The following is a 17,076-nucleotide window of genomic DNA, read 5'->3' on the forward strand; positions in this document are numbered from 1 at the left end:
ATGATATTAAGTATTGGATTGTTATACATATATTATTCAATATTTATACATAAATTCAAAATATAACATTACATGAAATGCTGTGAAAATACAAGAAAATCGTACTTATTGTGTGTCTATTTTGGTTAGAGCACTCCATAAACCTTTTATTTAAGTTTAATGTTATTCTTCTATAACCATAGATACCTTTTACTTCATTATAAATATTGATAATTTCTGTCTTAATAATTGAATTTTCTTTCATTCGATAAGTTTTCGAATTATTTAGCCATTTATAATAAGCTGAACGTGCAATATTTGCACATCTACATAATTCTGAAATAGAATATCCTAGCTTGCTTAATTCTTGTATTGTCATATATTTAGATTCCTGCTTTATACTTGATTTATCTACCTCCTTTCTATTTCCTCTAATTTTTTTAGGAAATCATTCTCCATCTTTAGCTTTCTGTTTTCAGCTTTTAATAGTTTTAATTCTAAAGAATATCTTTCTAATTCATCTAATTCATCAAGCGTTTTATGTTGTCCTCGTCTATCGACAAGAGCGGAATAGCCATTTTCTCTATATTTTTTAATCCATGAATAAACTTGCTGGTACGATACATTAAATTTATCAGCAGCCAATTTATAATTGTCCGCGTTAGCAATACAAAATGCTACAATTTCCATTCGTTCTTCATATGTAGTTTTTCTACCTTTGTTCATAGTAGCAGCTCCTTTGACACTATAAGATGAATTTATAGTATCACAAGTATTCTGCTTTATCCATTTTCTAAGAATGCTGTGAGATGAAATATTATACCGAATACAAATGTCTCTCAATGATCCATTTGCATTACAGAAATCATTTATTGCTCTAGCCTTTATTTCATCAGAATATTTAGTATTTATTCTTTCAGTAAGCAACCCTTTAATTCCAAATAGTTTGTACTTGCGCACCCATTCTTGAATGGTGCTATAGTTTATATCTAATTCATAGGTTATCTGAGACATAGTTTTCAAACCTGCTAAATACTCTTGAACAACCTTAACTTTAATTTCAAATGATACTTTTGACTTTCTACCCAAAATAAAATACCCCCTTTATAGAAACAGTTTTTTTATTTTAACTGTCTACTATAAAGGGAGCATATCATTTTCGTGGGTTTCATGGTGGAGGCGAAGCGTGGTTGGCGAAATCCACTAATCAAAATACTCTCTACTAGTTTCTAAGTTATGATGACACATAGTTATCCCTTTCTCTTTTAGTTTAAGAAACTCTCCATATCCTAATATTTTCAACAATCCACATAAATCCATTTTTTTATTAAATTTACATTTAATTATCTCGCTCTTATATATGTATCGATACAATAGACTGTTTTAAAATTCTGTGATAATATTTTCCATGTTGGTATGTATTTAATTTTAAAGTATTACTTTTATGATAAAAGAAAAATTGAATTTTAATTTCAAGTAAATAATCTTTGATTATAACGTTGAATATCTGTAATAACATCTAAAACAGTATTAATAATGATTTCAAAAGGAGAATAATATGGAAAAAGGACAAATTAAAACAAAAGACTTAACAAAAATGGGTTTAATGGCTGCATTAGTTTTTTTCGGAACATTTTTTATAAAAATCCCTTCAATAAGTGGATATACACATTTAGGGGATTGTATGATTTTTGTGTCAGTATTAATTTTAGGCTGGCGCAAAGGGGCTGTAGCTAGTGGAATTGGTGCTGCTTTAGCTGACCTTTTAGGTGGATACACTCAGTGGATTATTCCAACACTTTTCATAAAAGCTATAATGGCTATGATTATGGGTATAATGACTGAAAAATTATTTCCTAATTTAAGATTTGGCTGGTTAATAGGTGCCACTGTTGGAGGTCTATTTCAAATTGCAGGGTATACATTTGTAAGAATACTTTTATATGGAGCAGCTATGGGATTTGTTGAACTTCCTATGTTAATAATTCAAACTGTAAGTGGTGTCGCTTTATCACTTGTTTTAGTTACAACATTATTGCAATCCAATATAATAAACAAATTAAAGGAAATATAAATATTAAATATATATGTGTAAATAAGGCAAGCTATTATTAAATTTAATAGCTTGCCTTATTTACGATAACAGTATATTGCTTTATTTATTCAAAAGGACGCACTCTTAAAGGTACTTCAATAGTATCGCATACGGCTTGACAAGCATCAATTTCTTCTTGTCCAATACAATCTACTACTGTCATAACTACATTTTGAACATACTCTTTGCAACTTACTGCAAATTTCAGCATGGCGTCATAAGATTCTATACCAAATTTATTACGAGTTAATCTGAAATATTCTTCCGCATTTGATGCATTAAGGCTTATAGATACGGTATTAATCAAATCTTTTAACAATGGTGCAATTTTCTTTTTATGCATTAAATCCGCTAATCCATTAGTGTTTATACGAATTGACGTACTGCTGCTTCTATTTTTTAAGTATTTTGCCACTTCTAATAAATCATCAAGACGAGTTAAAGGTTCTCCAAAGCCGCAGAATATAATTTCATCAAACTTACTTAAATCATATTTTTCAAACTCTCCTATGACTTCTTGAATGGTAGGTTCTCTATCTAACCACAGGCTATTTGATTCAGCCATTTCTTTAGTATTTCTTAAACAAAAGGTGCAAGAACAAGGGCATTTGTTAGTTAAATTAACATAAATATTTCTATGTCCTGATTCTTTTGTAGTCATATCAACATCTTTTAAATTAATATAAACACCATTGTTATATGTATACAATATAACCATAATATATCTTCCTCTTTTCTTTATGTTTTAAATTACGTAATTAATAATAATTACTAAATATACTTAAATTATTGCAGTTCCGTCAAATATTCTTCAAAGCAAATACCTTCATTTACTGGAGTACCAATTTTAGCAGTATAATCAATAGCTTTACTAATAAAATCAGCAGCCTTTTTTACTGCGGTAACAATATCTACACCTTTTACAATACTCGCAGCTACAATAGAAGAAAATACATCTCCAGTGCCTGAACGATCTTCACCAATTTTTTTTGTTTCTATAATAGTATAGGGTTTTCCTGTTTCATATATAAAATTTCGTATATTCCCATTATGCTGCAGTCCAGTGATAACAATTTTATTTGGACCTTTTGTGCAAAGCTCTTTTGCAATATTTTCAAGTTGATTAGGATCCAATGTTTTTTCTGGATAAGGAATATCAAGAAGTCTACAGGCTTCAGTGAGATTAGGAGTCATTACATCTGCATATTTAATTAACTTCTTCATTTCATCACACATTTCCTGTGTATAGGTAGAATAAAGCTTACCATAGTCACCCATCACAGGATCAACCATGACAATAGTATTTCTTGTTTTAAAATTTTCAAGAAACTCTACAACAACATCAATTTGTTCTTTTGAACCTAAAAATCCAGTACAGATTCCATCAAATTGTAAGTTAAGTTCTTTCCAATTATTTATGTAATCCCTCATGTGAGGAGTATAATCATCAAAAAAGAAACTTGGAAATCCCGTATGGACAGATAATATTGCAGTAGGTACTGGACAACATTGTATCTTCATTGCTGATATAATAGGTAATGCTACTGCTACAGAACATCGTCCAAAGCCAGTAACATCATTCACAACAGCAATTTTCTTTTGCTTTTTTAAACTCATTATAGCACCACCTTTTCTAATACCCTTCATTATAGCCTAATTAAGGTGTAAATCAAAGTGTATGGATACAAAATCTATACCCAAAGCCTTACTTTGAGGAACATTTTTTTATAATAATAAATCAAAATATTTTACTAACTTATGAAGTATAGTCTTTTAAATTTATTTAGTTACTTGCAGAGCTATTCATTGAATATTATACTATATTATGTAGCATATTCTTTACTATGCTCATGAAATGAGAGGGCGATATATGAATAAAAAAGAAATCTTGGAATTAAAAAGACGTTTAAAAAAGGACGAATGTACGTTTACCAGAATGTGTGGTTGCTATGTAGATGGTCAAAAAAATATTGTTTTAAATCACAAGTGTTGATTAACCAATTTTTTACTTCAAATCATTAACTTGTTTTTGATATTTTTCAAAAATAAGTTAATGGATACATAGACTTCAGCCTTAAGACTTTTTTCAAGCAATTTTCTTATAAATTGAATCAGTGATAGTTTCACATATTTTAAATTTTTAGTCGTTTCAACGTAAGTAAATTGAAGCAAAACATAAGTTATCAATGATATGAAAAGTTGATTATAGACAGCATTTTCAGTTGTTCCAAATATTCTTTTTACATTCAAATTTTGTTTGATAAATTTAAAGAAGGTTTCGATTTTCCAGCGTTCCTTGTATATGCTTGCTATTTTTTCTGGAGTAATATCCATTAGGTCAGTGCACACTTTTATTGATTTACCATAATAATCAGTAAATTCAACTACTCTAAATCTATTTTGAGTTTTTTTAGTGTTTGTTCCTAAATAACACGTAATATCTTGAATTACAGAAGAGTTTTATTTATATGATATGTTTAATAATTATTATAAAAAGAGAGTAAACTATCTTAAAATACAAGTTTTTTAAGTCATATAAATTAAAGAAAACCTTAAACACAAATCATAATTTGGATTAGAAATATTAAAGAGAGCCAGCATAGAGTTATTTTTTTAACATTCTGTGCTGGCATTTTTCGCAATTCTAAATAAGTATAGATTAAAGTGGATTATATTAACAGTTTATATTATTATTATTTTACTAAAAATATTGTGATGAGTTATTAATTTTATTGACAAAATAAAGTAATGATGCATATAATGAATATATGAACAAATATTCATATGTTCAAGTGATGAAAGGTGATAAGTATGGAAAAAAATAATATTGAAATTTGCAATTGTACAATGATTCATGAAGATATAGTTAATAAAGTTAAGGAATGTATACCAGAAGAAGAAACTTTATATGATTTAGCAGATTTATTTAAGGTTCTTGGAGATTCAACAAGAATAAAAATATTATGTGCATTATTTGAAGCCGAAATGTGCGTGTGTGATATAGCAGCGTTACTTGGAATGACTCAATCTGCTATTTCACATCAGTTAAGGGTTTTAAAACAAGCAAGACTTGTAAAATATAAAAAAGAAGGCAAAGTAGTTTATTATTCGTTAGAGGATGAGCATGTTAAAAGGATTTTTGATCAAGGATTAATTCATATATCAGAAAAAAATTAAACTTGAAATGGGGGAAAGATCATGGCAAGTAATATAAAAATAGTCGAAGATAATGTTAATATTGAACTAAATAAAAACAATATCAAAAAATTAAAAAGAGAATTTATTTTAGAAGGACTTGACTGTGCAAATTGTGCAAATAAAATTGAACAAAAATTGAATGGGGTAGAAGGAATCAACTCTGCCAGCGTAAATTTCTTGACTAAAACATTAGTGTTAGATCTAAAAGAAAATAACAAAGTAGAAGAATTAATAGAAAAAGTAAAAAATACTATAGTAAGTATTGAATCACATGTTAAGGTTATAGAAAAAGGAATAGATAAGGTGTTAAAAAAAGAGATTCTACTTGAAGGATTATGTTGTGCTAATTGTGCAGCAAAAATTGAACGAGCTTCAAATAATGTAGAAGGTGTGAAATCAACGGTTGTAGATTTTGTATCAACTAAGTTAATTATGGAAATAGATGATTCGACAAAAGAAACTGCTATTATTGATAATATTAGAGGAATAGTTAAAAAGATTGAACCAGATGTTAATGTAATTGTACTTGAGGATAAAAATAAAGCGCTAAAATATAAGAAAGAAGAAGTTGAAGAAGAAAGTAATAAGGGCGAAATTATTAGATTTGTTACAGGTGCAGCAATATTTGGAATTGCAACTGCTATGAAACTTCCTGATATAGTAGAATTATTAATGTATTTAATAAGTTATTTATTGGTTGGAGGAGAAGTAGTATTAAGAGCTATAAAGAATATAATGAGAGGTCAAGTATTTGATGAAAACTTTTTAATGAGTATAGCAACTATTGGTGCATTTGCTATAGGCCAATATCCAGAAGGTGTAGCCGTTATGCTTTTTTATCAGGTAGGAGAATTGTTCCAAGATATAGCTGTTAATCGCTCAAGAAAATCTATTACAGCTCTTATGGATATAAGACCTGATTTTGCTAACTTGAAAATAAATGGTGATATCAAAAAGGTAGATCCAGAAGATGTTAGAATAGGTGATGTTATAGTAGTAAAGCCAGGTGAGAAAGTTCCGCTAGATGGTAAAATAATTGAAGGAACTTCAATGGTTGATACTGCAGCGTTAACTGGTGAATCAGTTCCTAGAGAAGTAGGAGTTGGAGATAATATTTTAAGTGGAGTTATTAACAAGAACGGACTTTTAACAATAGAAGTAGAAAAAGAATTTGGAGATTCTACTGTTTCTAAAATACTAGATTTAGTTCAAAATGCAAGTAGCAAAAAAGCTCCTACAGAAAATTTCATAACAAAGTTTGCTAGATACTATACTCCAGCTGTTGTTTTTGCAGCATTGGCACTCGCAGTAATTCCACCAATTGTTATTGAAGATGCAACATTTTCACAATGGATTTATAGAGCACTAGCATTTTTAGTAGTATCTTGTCCTTGTGCATTAGTTGTATCAATTCCCCTTGGTTTCTTTGGAGGAATAGGTGGAGCTTCAAAAAATGGGATACTTGTAAAAGGTGGAAATTATCTTGAAGCTTTAAATAACGCTGAAATTGTGGTATTTGACAAAACAGGAACTCTTACAAAAGGTGTATTTAAAGTAACTGAAGCAAAAGTAGAAAATGGTTTTTCACAAAATGATCTTATATCTTATGCTGCATATGCTGAAAGTTATTCTAATCATCCGATAGCAACTTCTATCATTAATGCACATAACAAAAAAATAATTAAAGAATCAGTTCAAGATTATGAAGAAATATCAGGATTTGGTGTAAAAGCTATAGTTGATAGTAGAGAAGTATTAGCTGGTAACTATAAGTTAATGGAGAAAGAGAATATACCTTATGAAAAAGTAGAAACTATAGGGACAGTAGTCCATGTGGCTATAGATAAAAAATATGCAGGATATATAATAATATCTGATGAAGTTAAAGAGGATTCAGAAAAAGCAATTAAGGAATTAAAAGCTATTGGTGTTAAGAAAACAGTAATGCTAACAGGTGATAATAAAAATGTTGGAACTAAAGTGGCTAAACAATTAGGCTTAGATGAAGTTCATGCTGAATTGCTTCCAGATCAAAAGGTTGAAAAGGTAGAAGCACTTGATAGAGAGAAGTCAGTAAAAGGAAAGTTAATATTTGTTGGTGATGGAATAAATGATGCACCAGTTTTAGCTAGAGCTGACATAGGTATAGCAATGGGTGGCGTTGGTTCTGATGCAGCTATTGAAGCTGCTGATGTAGTAATAATGACAGATGAACCTTCAAAGATTGCTTCTGCAATAAAAATTGCAAAGAAAACAAGAACTATAGTAATGCAAAATATAATTTTTGCACTAGGTATTAAAGCAATTTTGTTAGTTTTAGTAGCACTAGGACTAGGAACAATGTGGGAAGCAGTATTTGGTGATGTTGGAGTAACTTTACTCGCAGTATTAAATTCTATGAGAGCTATGAAAACTGAGAATATATAATTAGGTATTTATTTTAGTGCAGCATCAATATTATATTTACAAATGAACTACCAATATTTATACAAAATAATTTAATAAGATGTATGGGGTTAGTTATTGCTTTATTAGGAGTAATAATATTTATTACTGCTATTGTAACAATGAGTGATAGTTGGAGAGCAGGAATTGATAATACTCAAAAAACTAAAATGATTAATACTGGTATTTATAAGTATAGTAGAAATCCTGCTTTTTTAGGGTTTGACCTTCTATATATAGGAATGGGTTTGGTATTTCCTAATAAATTCAATATAATATTTACATCTTTTTCAACTGTATTATTTCATCTTCAAATATTAGAAGAAGAGAAATATCTGCCAACCGTTTTTGGAAAAGAGTATTTAAAGTATAAAGAGAAAATAAGAAGATATTTTGGAACAATGTAAGTTAGTAATAAATTCTACTACTATCATGAATAATTTAAAAAAAAATCTTAAGAGTGTATTCAAATTTCTCTTAAGATTTTTTTGTTTCTTAAAACGAAAATACTATAAATAATATTGCAGAAATTGTTATAGCCACAATACTGTATGGCAAAATTGTTTTAACATGTTTCATAAGTGGTACTTCTGCTATAGTGGATGAAAGAATTGCAGTTTCTTGAAGGGGTGATGCATTATCACCTAAAGATCCACCTGCAAGAACAGCACCGACTGCTAAAGGCAGACTAATTTCTGTAGTTACAGCTAAAGGCACAGCTATTGGCATAAGTAATGCCCATGTTCCCCATGCTGAACTCATAAAATATGATGCTGCACATCCAATCAAAAATATCACAACTGGAATTAAAATGCAAGGAAAGCTAGCTATGATGAGATATTGGTTTGGAGATAATATGATGGGAGGCTGGTTTGGAATGATGATTATGTCAATAATTTTAATTTTAGCTTTTTTATATATAGTTAATAAGCATGGAAAATTGTTAGACATAGCATCAAAAAATGTATTTCATAGATTAGGACCATCAGGAAATATATATACTTTTCCAAGTAGTGAAGTTTTAATGTCAGTCGTAGTATATGGCTTTTTTGTTTATATGATATTAAAAAATAGTAAAAAAACATGGATTAATTCAATAATAATAGGAATATATTTAAGTATTTGTTTTCTTATTGGGTTAAGCGTTGTCTATTTAAACCTACAATATCCTAGTGATGTTGCAGCAGGATTTGAGTTCGGAATAGTATGGTTAAGTTTGTCTATTATATTGCTGGAAATCTATGGAGTATTACCGAAGCTTGAAGATATTTAAATAAAATTTTATAAAAAAATTAGGTTAATAGTGCAACCTAATTTTTTTTATTACGTGTAATAAGTGACTGTAAGTTTAAAATATCCCACAAAAATAGCTTAGGTGATGAAAAAACTAATAAATGAAGAGGTAATAGCACAACAGATTTATAGGACTATTATGTATATGTATTTTCAGTTTAGACTTTAGGTATGATAGCACTTTATAAGGATAAGATATTAGTGTACTTTAGGTAATTGTTTGTTAATAAAGGTGGTGACATATGAAAGATAATGGGTTGATTAAGAAATGTCAGGAAGGAGAAAAAGAGGCATTTCAAGAACTTATAAGCAAATACCATCCATATGTATATAAGTTTCTTATTAAAATTACAGGTGATGAATATCTGGCGGAGGATCTTACTCAAGAGACTTTTGTAAAGCTCATTAGAAACATTGAGAAATTTGATATTAATGGCAAGGCTAGCTTATCAACTTATATTATTACTATTTCAAGGAATTGTTATATTGATTATTTAAGAAAGCAAAAGAATTTGGTTATTAAAAGTTCTTTAGATGAAAATATCAATTTAGAAGATATAAATATGAATATAGAAAATATTGTGATGGATAGAATGGAAAGCGAAGAAGCACTAGATAAAATAGAAGATTTATCTGAAGAGCAGAAGATAGTAATCAAGATGAAATATATAGAAGGTTTGAGTCTAAAAGAAATCGGGGATAAGTTAGATTTACAGCCTAAGACAGTTAAAAGTAGAATTCATAATGGAATAGTGAAGCTTAGAAAAATGTTTGGAAAGGATGAGGATTAATGAAAGAGATTGATGAAAAAGCAAATGCGATACTTTTGGCATCGTTAGATAATGAAATATATTTAAAATGTGCAGAACTAAAAGAAAAAGCAAGGCAGAGAAAATTAAAAAAAATATTCTTTTTTAGTTGTATATTTATATTAATCTCATTTCTGGCACAAATTTTCTTTAAGATTTTTAACATAAGCTTATTGTTTATAGCCATCTATTATCAAATAACTATACTTTTAATTGCAGTTCCATTTATTCCGAAATTATTTAAAGGGGGAGTATCTTTATGGGTAGACTAGATGAATTTTTAAGTAGATTAAATTTCAAGAAAATTACTATAGGTTATATTATAACTGCAATAGCAATGATTATAATTTGTATAGCTATTACTTTATTTGCAACAAAAGATAAAATTTTTATGGCTATAGATTATCAGAAAGCATCACATATTTTTGAAAAACAAGGTACAGACGATGCATTAAATTTGCAATTAAACAAGCTGGCTTCTGATTCTAAGGATATAGTAAATGTAGTTGTAGTTGATAAGGATAGTAAAGTAGTCTTTAAGGCTAATGATAATGTTATAGGTGAAAATAATAACTTATTTTTCACTCCTTATGAGTCAAATAAGAAATATCTTTATAATAACATAAATCATGACGTATTATATAAAACCGTTAAAGAAGAAAATCTGTTACTAAATTTAGGTTATATTCAAAATAATAATAAATTAAGCGATGATATAGATGAAGAATTTTCTTATGAAAAAGATTTTGGTGGAAAAACTATTTATTTTCTAAATTATATGGTTGATAAAAAAACTAATGATAAAATTTATATTATTAGAAACGTTACACCAATTCCATATGCAGAAAGACTTTTAGAAACTATGGGAACTTTGCTAGGACTTATTTTTGCAATATATTGGATTGGCTTAGCACTATGGGTATATAAGGATGCTAATCAAAAGCGTACAAATGCACCTTTGTGGGGGATGCTAGTGCTGCTTACCAATTTAGGCGGACTGATTGTTTATTCTATTTATAAACAAAGTAATATAGTGTGTTTCAAATGCGGAACTATGCAGGATAAAGAGAATGTATTCTGCACTCATTGTGGGATTCAGCTTCATGAAAGATGTGATAAGTGTTCAAATATAATAACTAAAGGAAATAATTATTGTTCTAAATGTGGTCAAAAAATATAATGCACAATCAAGAAAATAATAGATCATCATGCTTGTTTATTATTTTCTTTCATGTGCATAAAAAAAGTTAGGTTTAAATTGCAACCTAACTTTTTTTTATACGTGTAATATATGAAAGCAAAGAAATTATACAAAATGGAGGTACTTACAAATGAATATTAATACAATGATATTTAATGCAATCAATGGTTTAGCAAATCACAACATAGTTTTAGACAAATTAATGATAGTTTTTTCTAATTATGTTCCAGATATTTTTATGGCTACACTAGCAGTTACGTATATTATAGGATTAGTTACAATGAATGAAAAAATGAGAGTTATAACTGTTGATACTTTTATGATTACAATTTTAAATTTACTTCTAAGTTTTGTTATAGGGGCATTCTGGTATGTACCAAGACCTTTTGTTAATAATAAAGTTAATTTATTAATGCCACATACAATAGATGCTTCATTCCCTAGTGATCATGCTATAGGAACAATGAGTATAGCAGTTGGTGTAAACAAGTGGAATAAGGTTTATGGAAGATTATTAATAATGTTATCTATAATAGTTGGAATATCAAGAGTTTTTGTTGGACATCACTATCCATCTGATGTAATTGGTGGATATGCTATAGTATTTGTTACAAGTTTTCTTTATGATCGCTTTTTGAAGAATATAGTTCAAACAACATACTTTAAAATAGAGGGTTTATTAGCAAATAGATTTCCTGTTTTAAAACAATTCAGATAAAGCAAAAAGAAAAACTGAAAATAAATAAGTAGGACATAGTCTATAGGATTATTACTTAACGGGAGAGGAAGATATGCTAGAAATTTTGAAAAACTTGGATTTAGGAGTATTAAAACTTATTCATGACTTTTCACAGAATTATATTTTTAATATGATTATGCCGTTTATAACATCATTAGGTAATATGGGCTTGATTTGGATTATGATAGCATTAATATTGATTTTTAGTAAAAAGCATAGGGATGTCGGTGTAATGATTATTGTTTCATTAATATTAACTTCGATTATTGGTGAAGGAATTTTAAAAAATTTAATACAAAGACCAAGACCGTTTATAGATATTCCAACTGCTCATTTATTAATATCGAAGCCTATGTCATATTCATTCCCATCAGGACATACAGCATCTTCATTTGCTGCAGCAGGGATAATATTTAGTACTTTAAGGAAATTTAGGATTCATGCTATTATATTGGCATCACTAATTGCTTTTTCAAGAATGTATTTGTTTGTACATTATCCATCAGATATTTTAGGTGGAATTTTACTTGGGATAATTTGTTCTAAAATAGTTTTAAAAGTATATAAAAATATGAATGTTTCAATTAGAGATTATAACAATAATATTTTAGGATGTTAAGAAAGAAAATTAGAGGAAAAAGAAAGAGAGCAGAAAACATTGAAAATAAAATCTTTGAGGAGTTTTATGATTTCGAATTTATGCTCTTTTTTTATGTTTACAATTATTTGATAATTTTAGCTTTTACTCAAACATCTTCATAAAATCTTTATAAGTATTTTATATGATAAAATGTATAAAATAAAAAGATTAAATGTCATGATGAGGAGCGAGAAATAATGGAGGCTAAAACAATAATTAAACTTATGGATATAAAAACCCTTGTTGCAGGACTCGTTCCTGTAATTTTAGGTTCGATTTATTCAAAATATGCTTTTGGAAGGTTAAATGTATTTTATCTTATATTATTAGCTATAGCTATGATACTGATTCAAAGTGCTACAAATATGATTAATGATTACTTTGACTTTAAACGTGGAGCAGACAGCAATAAGAGCGGAGATGAAAAAGCGCTAGTTAGTGGTGAAACTACACCAAAACAAGTACTGTTTATAATATTCTTATATCAATTTATTGCTCTTATGATTGGTGTTTTTATAGCTAGTCAAACAAGTTATTACATCTTGCTTGTTGCTATAATAGGAGGGCTTATTTCAATTTTATATGCCTTCGGACCTGTACCAATTTCATATACTCCAATTGGTGAAATTGTATCTGGAATAACCATGGGAATTGGTATAACAACAACCGTGATTTATATTCAATCGGGTGTATTTAATTTGAATACAATTTTAGTTGCAGTTCCTACTGCACTATTTATTGGTACTATATTACTGACTAATAATTTAAGTGATATAGAAGAAGATAGAGAAGCTGGGAGAAAAACGCTGCCTATTATGATAGGGAGAAAAAATGCTGAGAAATTGTGGATTTTTAATGTAATAATGTTACTTGTATTAACATTTGGATTAGTTTTAATGCACATTTATCCTATTGTTGTATTAGTGCCGATTATTTTATTATTTCCTTATAAACTGGTTTTTAGTTTTTTATCTTATGATAAAAGTATTCATACAAAAGGTAGAAGCATGGGACTTATAGGTCAAGTTGGATTAAAATATCATTTAGCTGTGGTTATTGGATTACTAATAGCAATCATACTGTAAAAAATTCAGAAATTTCAACAATAAACTCTTGTACTTTGAGTTTTAATAACAAGAATATAGGAGATAATTAAATCATAATAAGGTTAATTTACTTTACCCACATGTAGAGGATGCATCTTTTCCAAGCGACCATGCCACAGTAACAATGAGTATTGCACTAGGTATAAATAAGTATAATAAATTTTTGGGAATAGTATTAACAATATTATCAATTATAGTAGGATTTTCAAGGGTATATGTTGGTCATCATTCGCCTGCAGATGTAGTTGGGACATATATAATAGTATTTATTATGAGCTACATATATAATGCTAAATCAAGTAATAAAATTAACAAAATATATGATAAAATCGAAAATATGGTTGCAACTAAGTTAGGAATTAATTGGCTTTATAAATAATAATAGTATTAGGTGGTTATAATACCATGATCTACTTATTATAAAATAGTTTAATTTTATAAATGATTATAAAGTATAAAAAAATAGGATGTGATATTTTGCAGTCTATAATAGAATTAGTAAATAATTATGGCTATATAATTATATTCAGTGCATTAGTGCTTGAGCTTATTGCCTTTCCTCTACCTGGGGAACTTATGATGACTTATTGTGGTTTTCTAGTTTATCAATCTAAAATGAATTGGATTATTAGTATTATTGTTGCAACTGCAGGGGTAATACTCGGCATTACAATATCTTATTTTATGGGTACTAAATTAGGGGAAGGATTTTTTAAAAAATATGGTTCATATGTTCATTTTGGACCAGAGAAGTTAGAAAAAACATCAAAATGGTTTAAATCGTATGGTAACAAATTATTGATATTAGCTTATTTCATTCCTGGAGTCAGACATATCACTGGATATTTTTCAGGAATAACAAAAATCTCCTATAAAAAATTTGCTTTAAACTCATATATAGGAGCTTTGATATGGACATCTACTTTTATTTCATTAGGCAAAATACTTGGACCAAATTGGGATAACTTTCACGGGCATATAAAAAAGTATACGATTATTGGGAGTTTAATTATTGCTTTGATTTTGATAATTATTTATTCTTATAAGAATCATAAAACTCAGATAATAGAATTTACTTATGAAATCATTAATAGAACTATGGTTACATTTCATTCAATGGGAAAAATAAAAGTTGCAATAGCTATCATGGGAGCTGCTTTGTTAGGTTTTTCAGCTCTTGTAATTGGTGTCACACAAGATTATTTAGCTCATGAATTTGACCAATTTGATACTATTGTATCTTATTTAGTAAAAGCAATCTTTGGCAATGAATGGTCTTATTTGATTGATTTGTTTGGAGTAATAACTTCTATTAAAATATTAATACCATTAATGATAATTATATTAATATGGATTATAAGAAGAAATATAGATCGATTTCTTGAAATTCAATTTTTGTTGATAGCAATCGGCGGTGGAGAAGCTTTACAATTTATATTAAGATATGTTTTTAGGCGTTTAGGACCATCTACTATGGGAATAATAGGAACTATTCAATATACATTTCCAAGTAATCAATCCTTAATGTCACTTGTTGCTTATGGTTTTATTGCATTTATAATACTACGTCATGGAAAGAAAACTTGGATTAGAACTACTATAATTACTGCAACTATACTTATTTGCATATTTTCAGGATTAAACCCTCTGTTTTATCAAACTGAATATCCAAGTGATGTTTATGCAGGATATATTTTTGGTGGAGTATGGTTAACTTTAAATATTATTTTATTAGAAGTATACCGTATAATGCCTAAAATACAAGAATCTCTAAATAATTGAAATAAAATATCAATTATTTAGAGATTTTTTGCTTTGAACCGAAAAGGAGCGTCACTCCTGATTAAAATTTAATCATTTTGCGACAACCACCTACTAGTCGTTTAATAATATTGTAACTAAATTCTATTATTATATATATTGTTACTCTTTTTTAGAAACATATAATTTTTTAGAATTATCTATAGTAGCAAGATAAATGTTTGTTATATCATCAACATTATACATATATAGATTATTCATAAGCCATTCTTTATCTACCCCTGATTTAATTAAATTTTCTTCAAATAATTTACCATCATTTATAATAACTAAAGGTAAATCTAGAGGTTTAACAAAAAGCTTAAAATCTGTTGGATTAACTGGTCTATAAGCTTCTTTTTTTATAATACTAAAATGACCATTAGGCTCTAGAATTGCATATTTAACTTCCGAAATATCAAAAATATTCTTAAGCCTTAATTCACTCATAATTAAATCAATATTTATGAAGTGTTTTTTCAAATTATTTCTTATTATCTTCCCATCATCTATCAAAATTATGGGTTTACCATTAAAAAATAAAGATAAATTTCTATTTTTTAGAGATATTAAACTAATTATATAATGCCAAAAAAACAAAGTTATTAACGGAACAATTATATATGTAAAAGAAATCTCGCCATCTAATAATGGCGCAACTGTAAGCGCACCAAGTATCCATACTACTACGAAGTCATAAGCAGTTAGCTGATTTATAGTTCTTTTTGAAATATATCTTCCTACTAAAAAGGCTATCATACCTACAAAAAAGGTTCTTATTACAAAACCAAATAATGAAATATCTTTTATAACACCAAAAACTTTCAGCATAAATTTCCTCCCTATGCACTTAAATATAATTTTTTATCAGGAGTTAAAATTCCTAAATAAATATCATCTATATTGTCTATATTATTAGATTTAAGTTCATTCCCAATCCAATCATAACTTAATAGATTCTTTTTAAGAAGTTGTTCATCGACTTTTCCTTTATAAATAAGGATTTGCGATAAAATATCTTGTGCAGGTTCCATTGCCATATCTAATTTAGTTATAGGAAGACTATTCCTATTTATAGCTACACTAAAATCTCCTGTAGATTCAGCAATTAAATAATCCACTTCTTTAAAATTATGTGCATCTTTTTGTCTTAGTATAGAAAATAAATTATCAATTGTTAGCTTTGCTTTTGAAAGATTATTCTTTATCAATTTTCCATGTTTAATTAGTATGATAGGTTTTTGAGAAACTATAGATGGAGTTTTAAAATATAAGTATGAAATAAACAAATTAATTAAAGTGTATACTATAATTATAGCTATTGCGTCTACTAATCTTGATTTAGGATTGACCATACGAGAAGCTGCAATATGACTAATGCCTGCGGCCATTAAAAAGTTGTATGGAGTTAATATACCAGGCTGACGAAATCCCATTACCTTAGCTGAACCAAATAACATAAAGTATAAAATAGATGTTCTAATAAATAATTCAAGTATATTTAGCTTTTCTCCTTGAAAGAAAATAGTATATATATATGTTCTAATAAAGTTTCTACATTCTAATGCAAAGCCTGTCTATTATTTGTGTAGGAACTTTATTTATATTTTCAATGAAGTTCCCTATAACTGCTTTTACCTTAAATATACTTTCAAAGAATACATTATTTATAATTGATGATTTTAACCATCCCCATAACCCCTCAATTAAATTAAGTTCAGGACTATATGGGGGTAAAAACATTAATTCAATTCTTTCTTTATTTTCATCC

21 protein-coding genes and 1 pseudogene are annotated in these 17,076 nt (G+C 28.0%); 14 read left to right on the forward strand and 8 right to left on the reverse strand.

Going from position 1 to position 17,076, the window contains the following annotated elements; translation table 11 throughout:
* Positions 1 to 390: 390 nt before the first annotated feature.
* On the reverse strand, positions 391 to 1,068 hold the full coding sequence (locus tag LLF98_RS01595; protein ID WP_291700174.1) for a helix-turn-helix domain-containing protein: 678 nt from the start codon (positions 1,066 to 1,068) through the stop codon (positions 391 to 393).
* Between the two features lie 469 nt (positions 1,069 to 1,537).
* On the opposite strand from LLF98_RS01595, the gene LLF98_RS01600 reads away from it, so the two are divergent.
* A complete protein-coding gene (locus LLF98_RS01600; protein WP_291700176.1) occupies positions 1,538 to 2,053 on the forward strand; it encodes an ECF transporter S component in 516 nt (171 codons plus the stop codon).
* Between the two features lie 85 nt (positions 2,054 to 2,138).
* On the opposite strand, the gene LLF98_RS01605 is transcribed toward LLF98_RS01600, so the two are convergent.
* Entirely contained in the window at positions 2,139 to 2,792 is a 654-nt protein-coding gene (locus LLF98_RS01605) for a TIGR04100 family radical SAM protein (RefSeq protein ID WP_291700178.1), read from the reverse strand.
* A gap of 68 nt (positions 2,793 to 2,860) precedes the next feature.
* Complete coding sequence (locus LLF98_RS01610) at positions 2,861 to 3,691, reverse strand: pyridoxamine kinase (protein ID WP_291700180.1); 831 nt, start codon at positions 3,689 to 3,691, stop codon at positions 2,861 to 2,863.
* A gap of 253 nt (positions 3,692 to 3,944) precedes the next feature.
* Between LLF98_RS01610 and LLF98_RS01615 the strand changes: the two are divergent.
* Positions 3,945 to 4,052 (forward strand): annotated as a pseudogene (locus tag LLF98_RS01615) (DUF4317 family protein); the annotation flags it as partial.
* A gap of 32 nt (positions 4,053 to 4,084) precedes the next feature.
* Here LLF98_RS01615 and LLF98_RS15385 read toward each other — a convergent pair.
* On the reverse strand, positions 4,085 to 4,522 hold the full coding sequence (locus tag LLF98_RS15385; protein WP_366512063.1) for a transposase: 438 nt from the start codon (positions 4,520 to 4,522) through the stop codon (positions 4,085 to 4,087).
* A gap of 363 nt (positions 4,523 to 4,885) precedes the next feature.
* Here LLF98_RS15385 and LLF98_RS01620 point away from each other — a divergent pair, with 363 nt between their 5' ends.
* From LLF98_RS01620 to LLF98_RS01630, 3 genes are all read left to right on the forward strand, one after another.
* Positions 4,886 to 5,251: a metalloregulator ArsR/SmtB family transcription factor gene (locus LLF98_RS01620; RefSeq protein ID WP_291700182.1), complete on the forward strand. Its 366-nt coding sequence runs from the start codon at positions 4,886 to 4,888 to the stop codon at positions 5,249 to 5,251.
* A 21-nt stretch (positions 5,252 to 5,272) separates the two neighbouring features.
* A complete protein-coding gene (locus LLF98_RS01625) occupies positions 5,273 to 7,699 on the forward strand; it encodes a heavy metal translocating P-type ATPase (RefSeq protein WP_291700184.1) in 2,427 nt (808 codons plus the stop codon).
* Between the two features lie 83 nt (positions 7,700 to 7,782).
* The gene (locus tag LLF98_RS01630) at positions 7,783 to 8,124 is read left to right on the forward strand and encodes an isoprenylcysteine carboxylmethyltransferase family protein (RefSeq protein WP_291700186.1); all 342 of its coding nucleotides are present in this window, start codon (positions 7,783 to 7,785) and stop codon (positions 8,122 to 8,124) included.
* 88 nt (positions 8,125 to 8,212) lie between these two features.
* Here the strand turns inward: LLF98_RS01630 and LLF98_RS01635 are convergent, their stop codons facing one another.
* Positions 8,213 to 8,668 (reverse strand): Na+/H+ antiporter NhaC family protein, encoded by a 456-nt coding sequence (locus LLF98_RS01635; RefSeq protein WP_291700188.1) that lies wholly within the window; start codon positions 8,666 to 8,668, stop codon positions 8,213 to 8,215.
* On the opposite strand from LLF98_RS01635, the gene LLF98_RS01640 reads away from it, so the two are divergent.
* From LLF98_RS01640 to LLF98_RS01680, 9 genes are all read left to right on the forward strand, one after another.
* Positions 8,550 to 8,990, forward strand: coding sequence for a phosphatase PAP2 family protein (locus LLF98_RS01640; RefSeq protein ID WP_291700211.1), 441 nt, complete (start codon positions 8,550 to 8,552; stop codon positions 8,988 to 8,990). The genes LLF98_RS01635 and LLF98_RS01640 overlap by 119 nt on opposite strands.
* Positions 8,991 to 9,252: 262 nt before the next feature.
* Positions 9,253 to 9,801 carry an RNA polymerase sigma factor gene (locus LLF98_RS01645; RefSeq protein ID WP_291700190.1) on the forward strand — a complete coding sequence of 183 codons (549 nt, stop codon included), beginning with the start codon at positions 9,253 to 9,255 and terminating at the stop codon, positions 9,799 to 9,801.
* On the forward strand, positions 9,801 to 10,091 hold the full coding sequence (locus LLF98_RS01650; protein ID WP_291700192.1) for a hypothetical protein: 291 nt from the start codon (positions 9,801 to 9,803) through the stop codon (positions 10,089 to 10,091). Before LLF98_RS01645 ends, LLF98_RS01650 begins: the two co-directional genes overlap by 1 nt.
* Positions 10,079 to 10,999 (forward strand): zinc ribbon domain-containing protein, encoded by a 921-nt coding sequence (locus LLF98_RS01655; protein WP_291700194.1) that lies wholly within the window; start codon positions 10,079 to 10,081, stop codon positions 10,997 to 10,999. Before LLF98_RS01650 ends, LLF98_RS01655 begins: the two co-directional genes overlap by 13 nt.
* A 151-nt stretch (positions 11,000 to 11,150) precedes the next feature.
* Positions 11,151 to 11,738, forward strand: coding sequence for a phosphatase PAP2 family protein (locus LLF98_RS01660; RefSeq protein WP_291700196.1), 588 nt, complete (start codon positions 11,151 to 11,153; stop codon positions 11,736 to 11,738).
* Positions 11,739 to 11,811: 73 nt separating this feature from the next.
* Positions 11,812 to 12,378, forward strand: a complete 567-nt coding sequence (locus LLF98_RS01665) for a phosphatase PAP2 family protein (RefSeq protein WP_291700198.1) — start codon at positions 11,812 to 11,814, stop codon at positions 12,376 to 12,378.
* A gap of 218 nt (positions 12,379 to 12,596) precedes the next feature.
* Positions 12,597 to 13,484 (forward strand): prenyltransferase, encoded by an 888-nt coding sequence (locus LLF98_RS01670; protein ID WP_291700199.1) that lies wholly within the window; start codon positions 12,597 to 12,599, stop codon positions 13,482 to 13,484.
* A 145-nt stretch (positions 13,485 to 13,629) separates the two neighbouring features.
* Positions 13,630 to 13,884 (forward strand): phosphatase PAP2 family protein, encoded by a 255-nt coding sequence (locus tag LLF98_RS01675; RefSeq protein WP_291700201.1) that lies wholly within the window; start codon positions 13,630 to 13,632, stop codon positions 13,882 to 13,884.
* 98 nt (positions 13,885 to 13,982) lie between these two features.
* Positions 13,983 to 15,287 carry a VTT domain-containing protein gene (locus tag LLF98_RS01680; protein ID WP_291700203.1) on the forward strand — a complete coding sequence of 435 codons (1,305 nt, stop codon included), beginning with the start codon at positions 13,983 to 13,985 and terminating at the stop codon, positions 15,285 to 15,287.
* A gap of 141 nt (positions 15,288 to 15,428) precedes the next feature.
* On the opposite strand, the gene LLF98_RS01685 is transcribed toward LLF98_RS01680, so the two are convergent.
* The 3 genes from LLF98_RS01685 to LLF98_RS01695 all read right to left on the reverse strand — a co-directional run.
* The gene (locus LLF98_RS01685; protein ID WP_291700205.1) at positions 15,429 to 16,136 is read right to left on the reverse strand and encodes a DUF421 domain-containing protein; all 708 of its coding nucleotides are present in this window, start codon (positions 16,134 to 16,136) and stop codon (positions 15,429 to 15,431) included.
* Positions 16,137 to 16,147: 11 nt separating this feature from the next.
* Positions 16,148 to 16,765 carry a YetF domain-containing protein gene (locus LLF98_RS01690; protein WP_291700207.1) on the reverse strand — a complete coding sequence of 206 codons (618 nt, stop codon included), beginning with the start codon at positions 16,763 to 16,765 and terminating at the stop codon, positions 16,148 to 16,150.
* 94 nt (positions 16,766 to 16,859) lie between these two features.
* Positions 16,860 to 17,076 (reverse strand): transposase (locus tag LLF98_RS01695; protein WP_291700209.1); only part of this gene is annotated, 217 nt, incomplete at its 5' end.

The organism is Clostridium sp., assembly GCF_021372645.1.
GTDB lineage: Bacteria > Bacillota > Clostridia > Clostridiales > Clostridiaceae > Clostridium.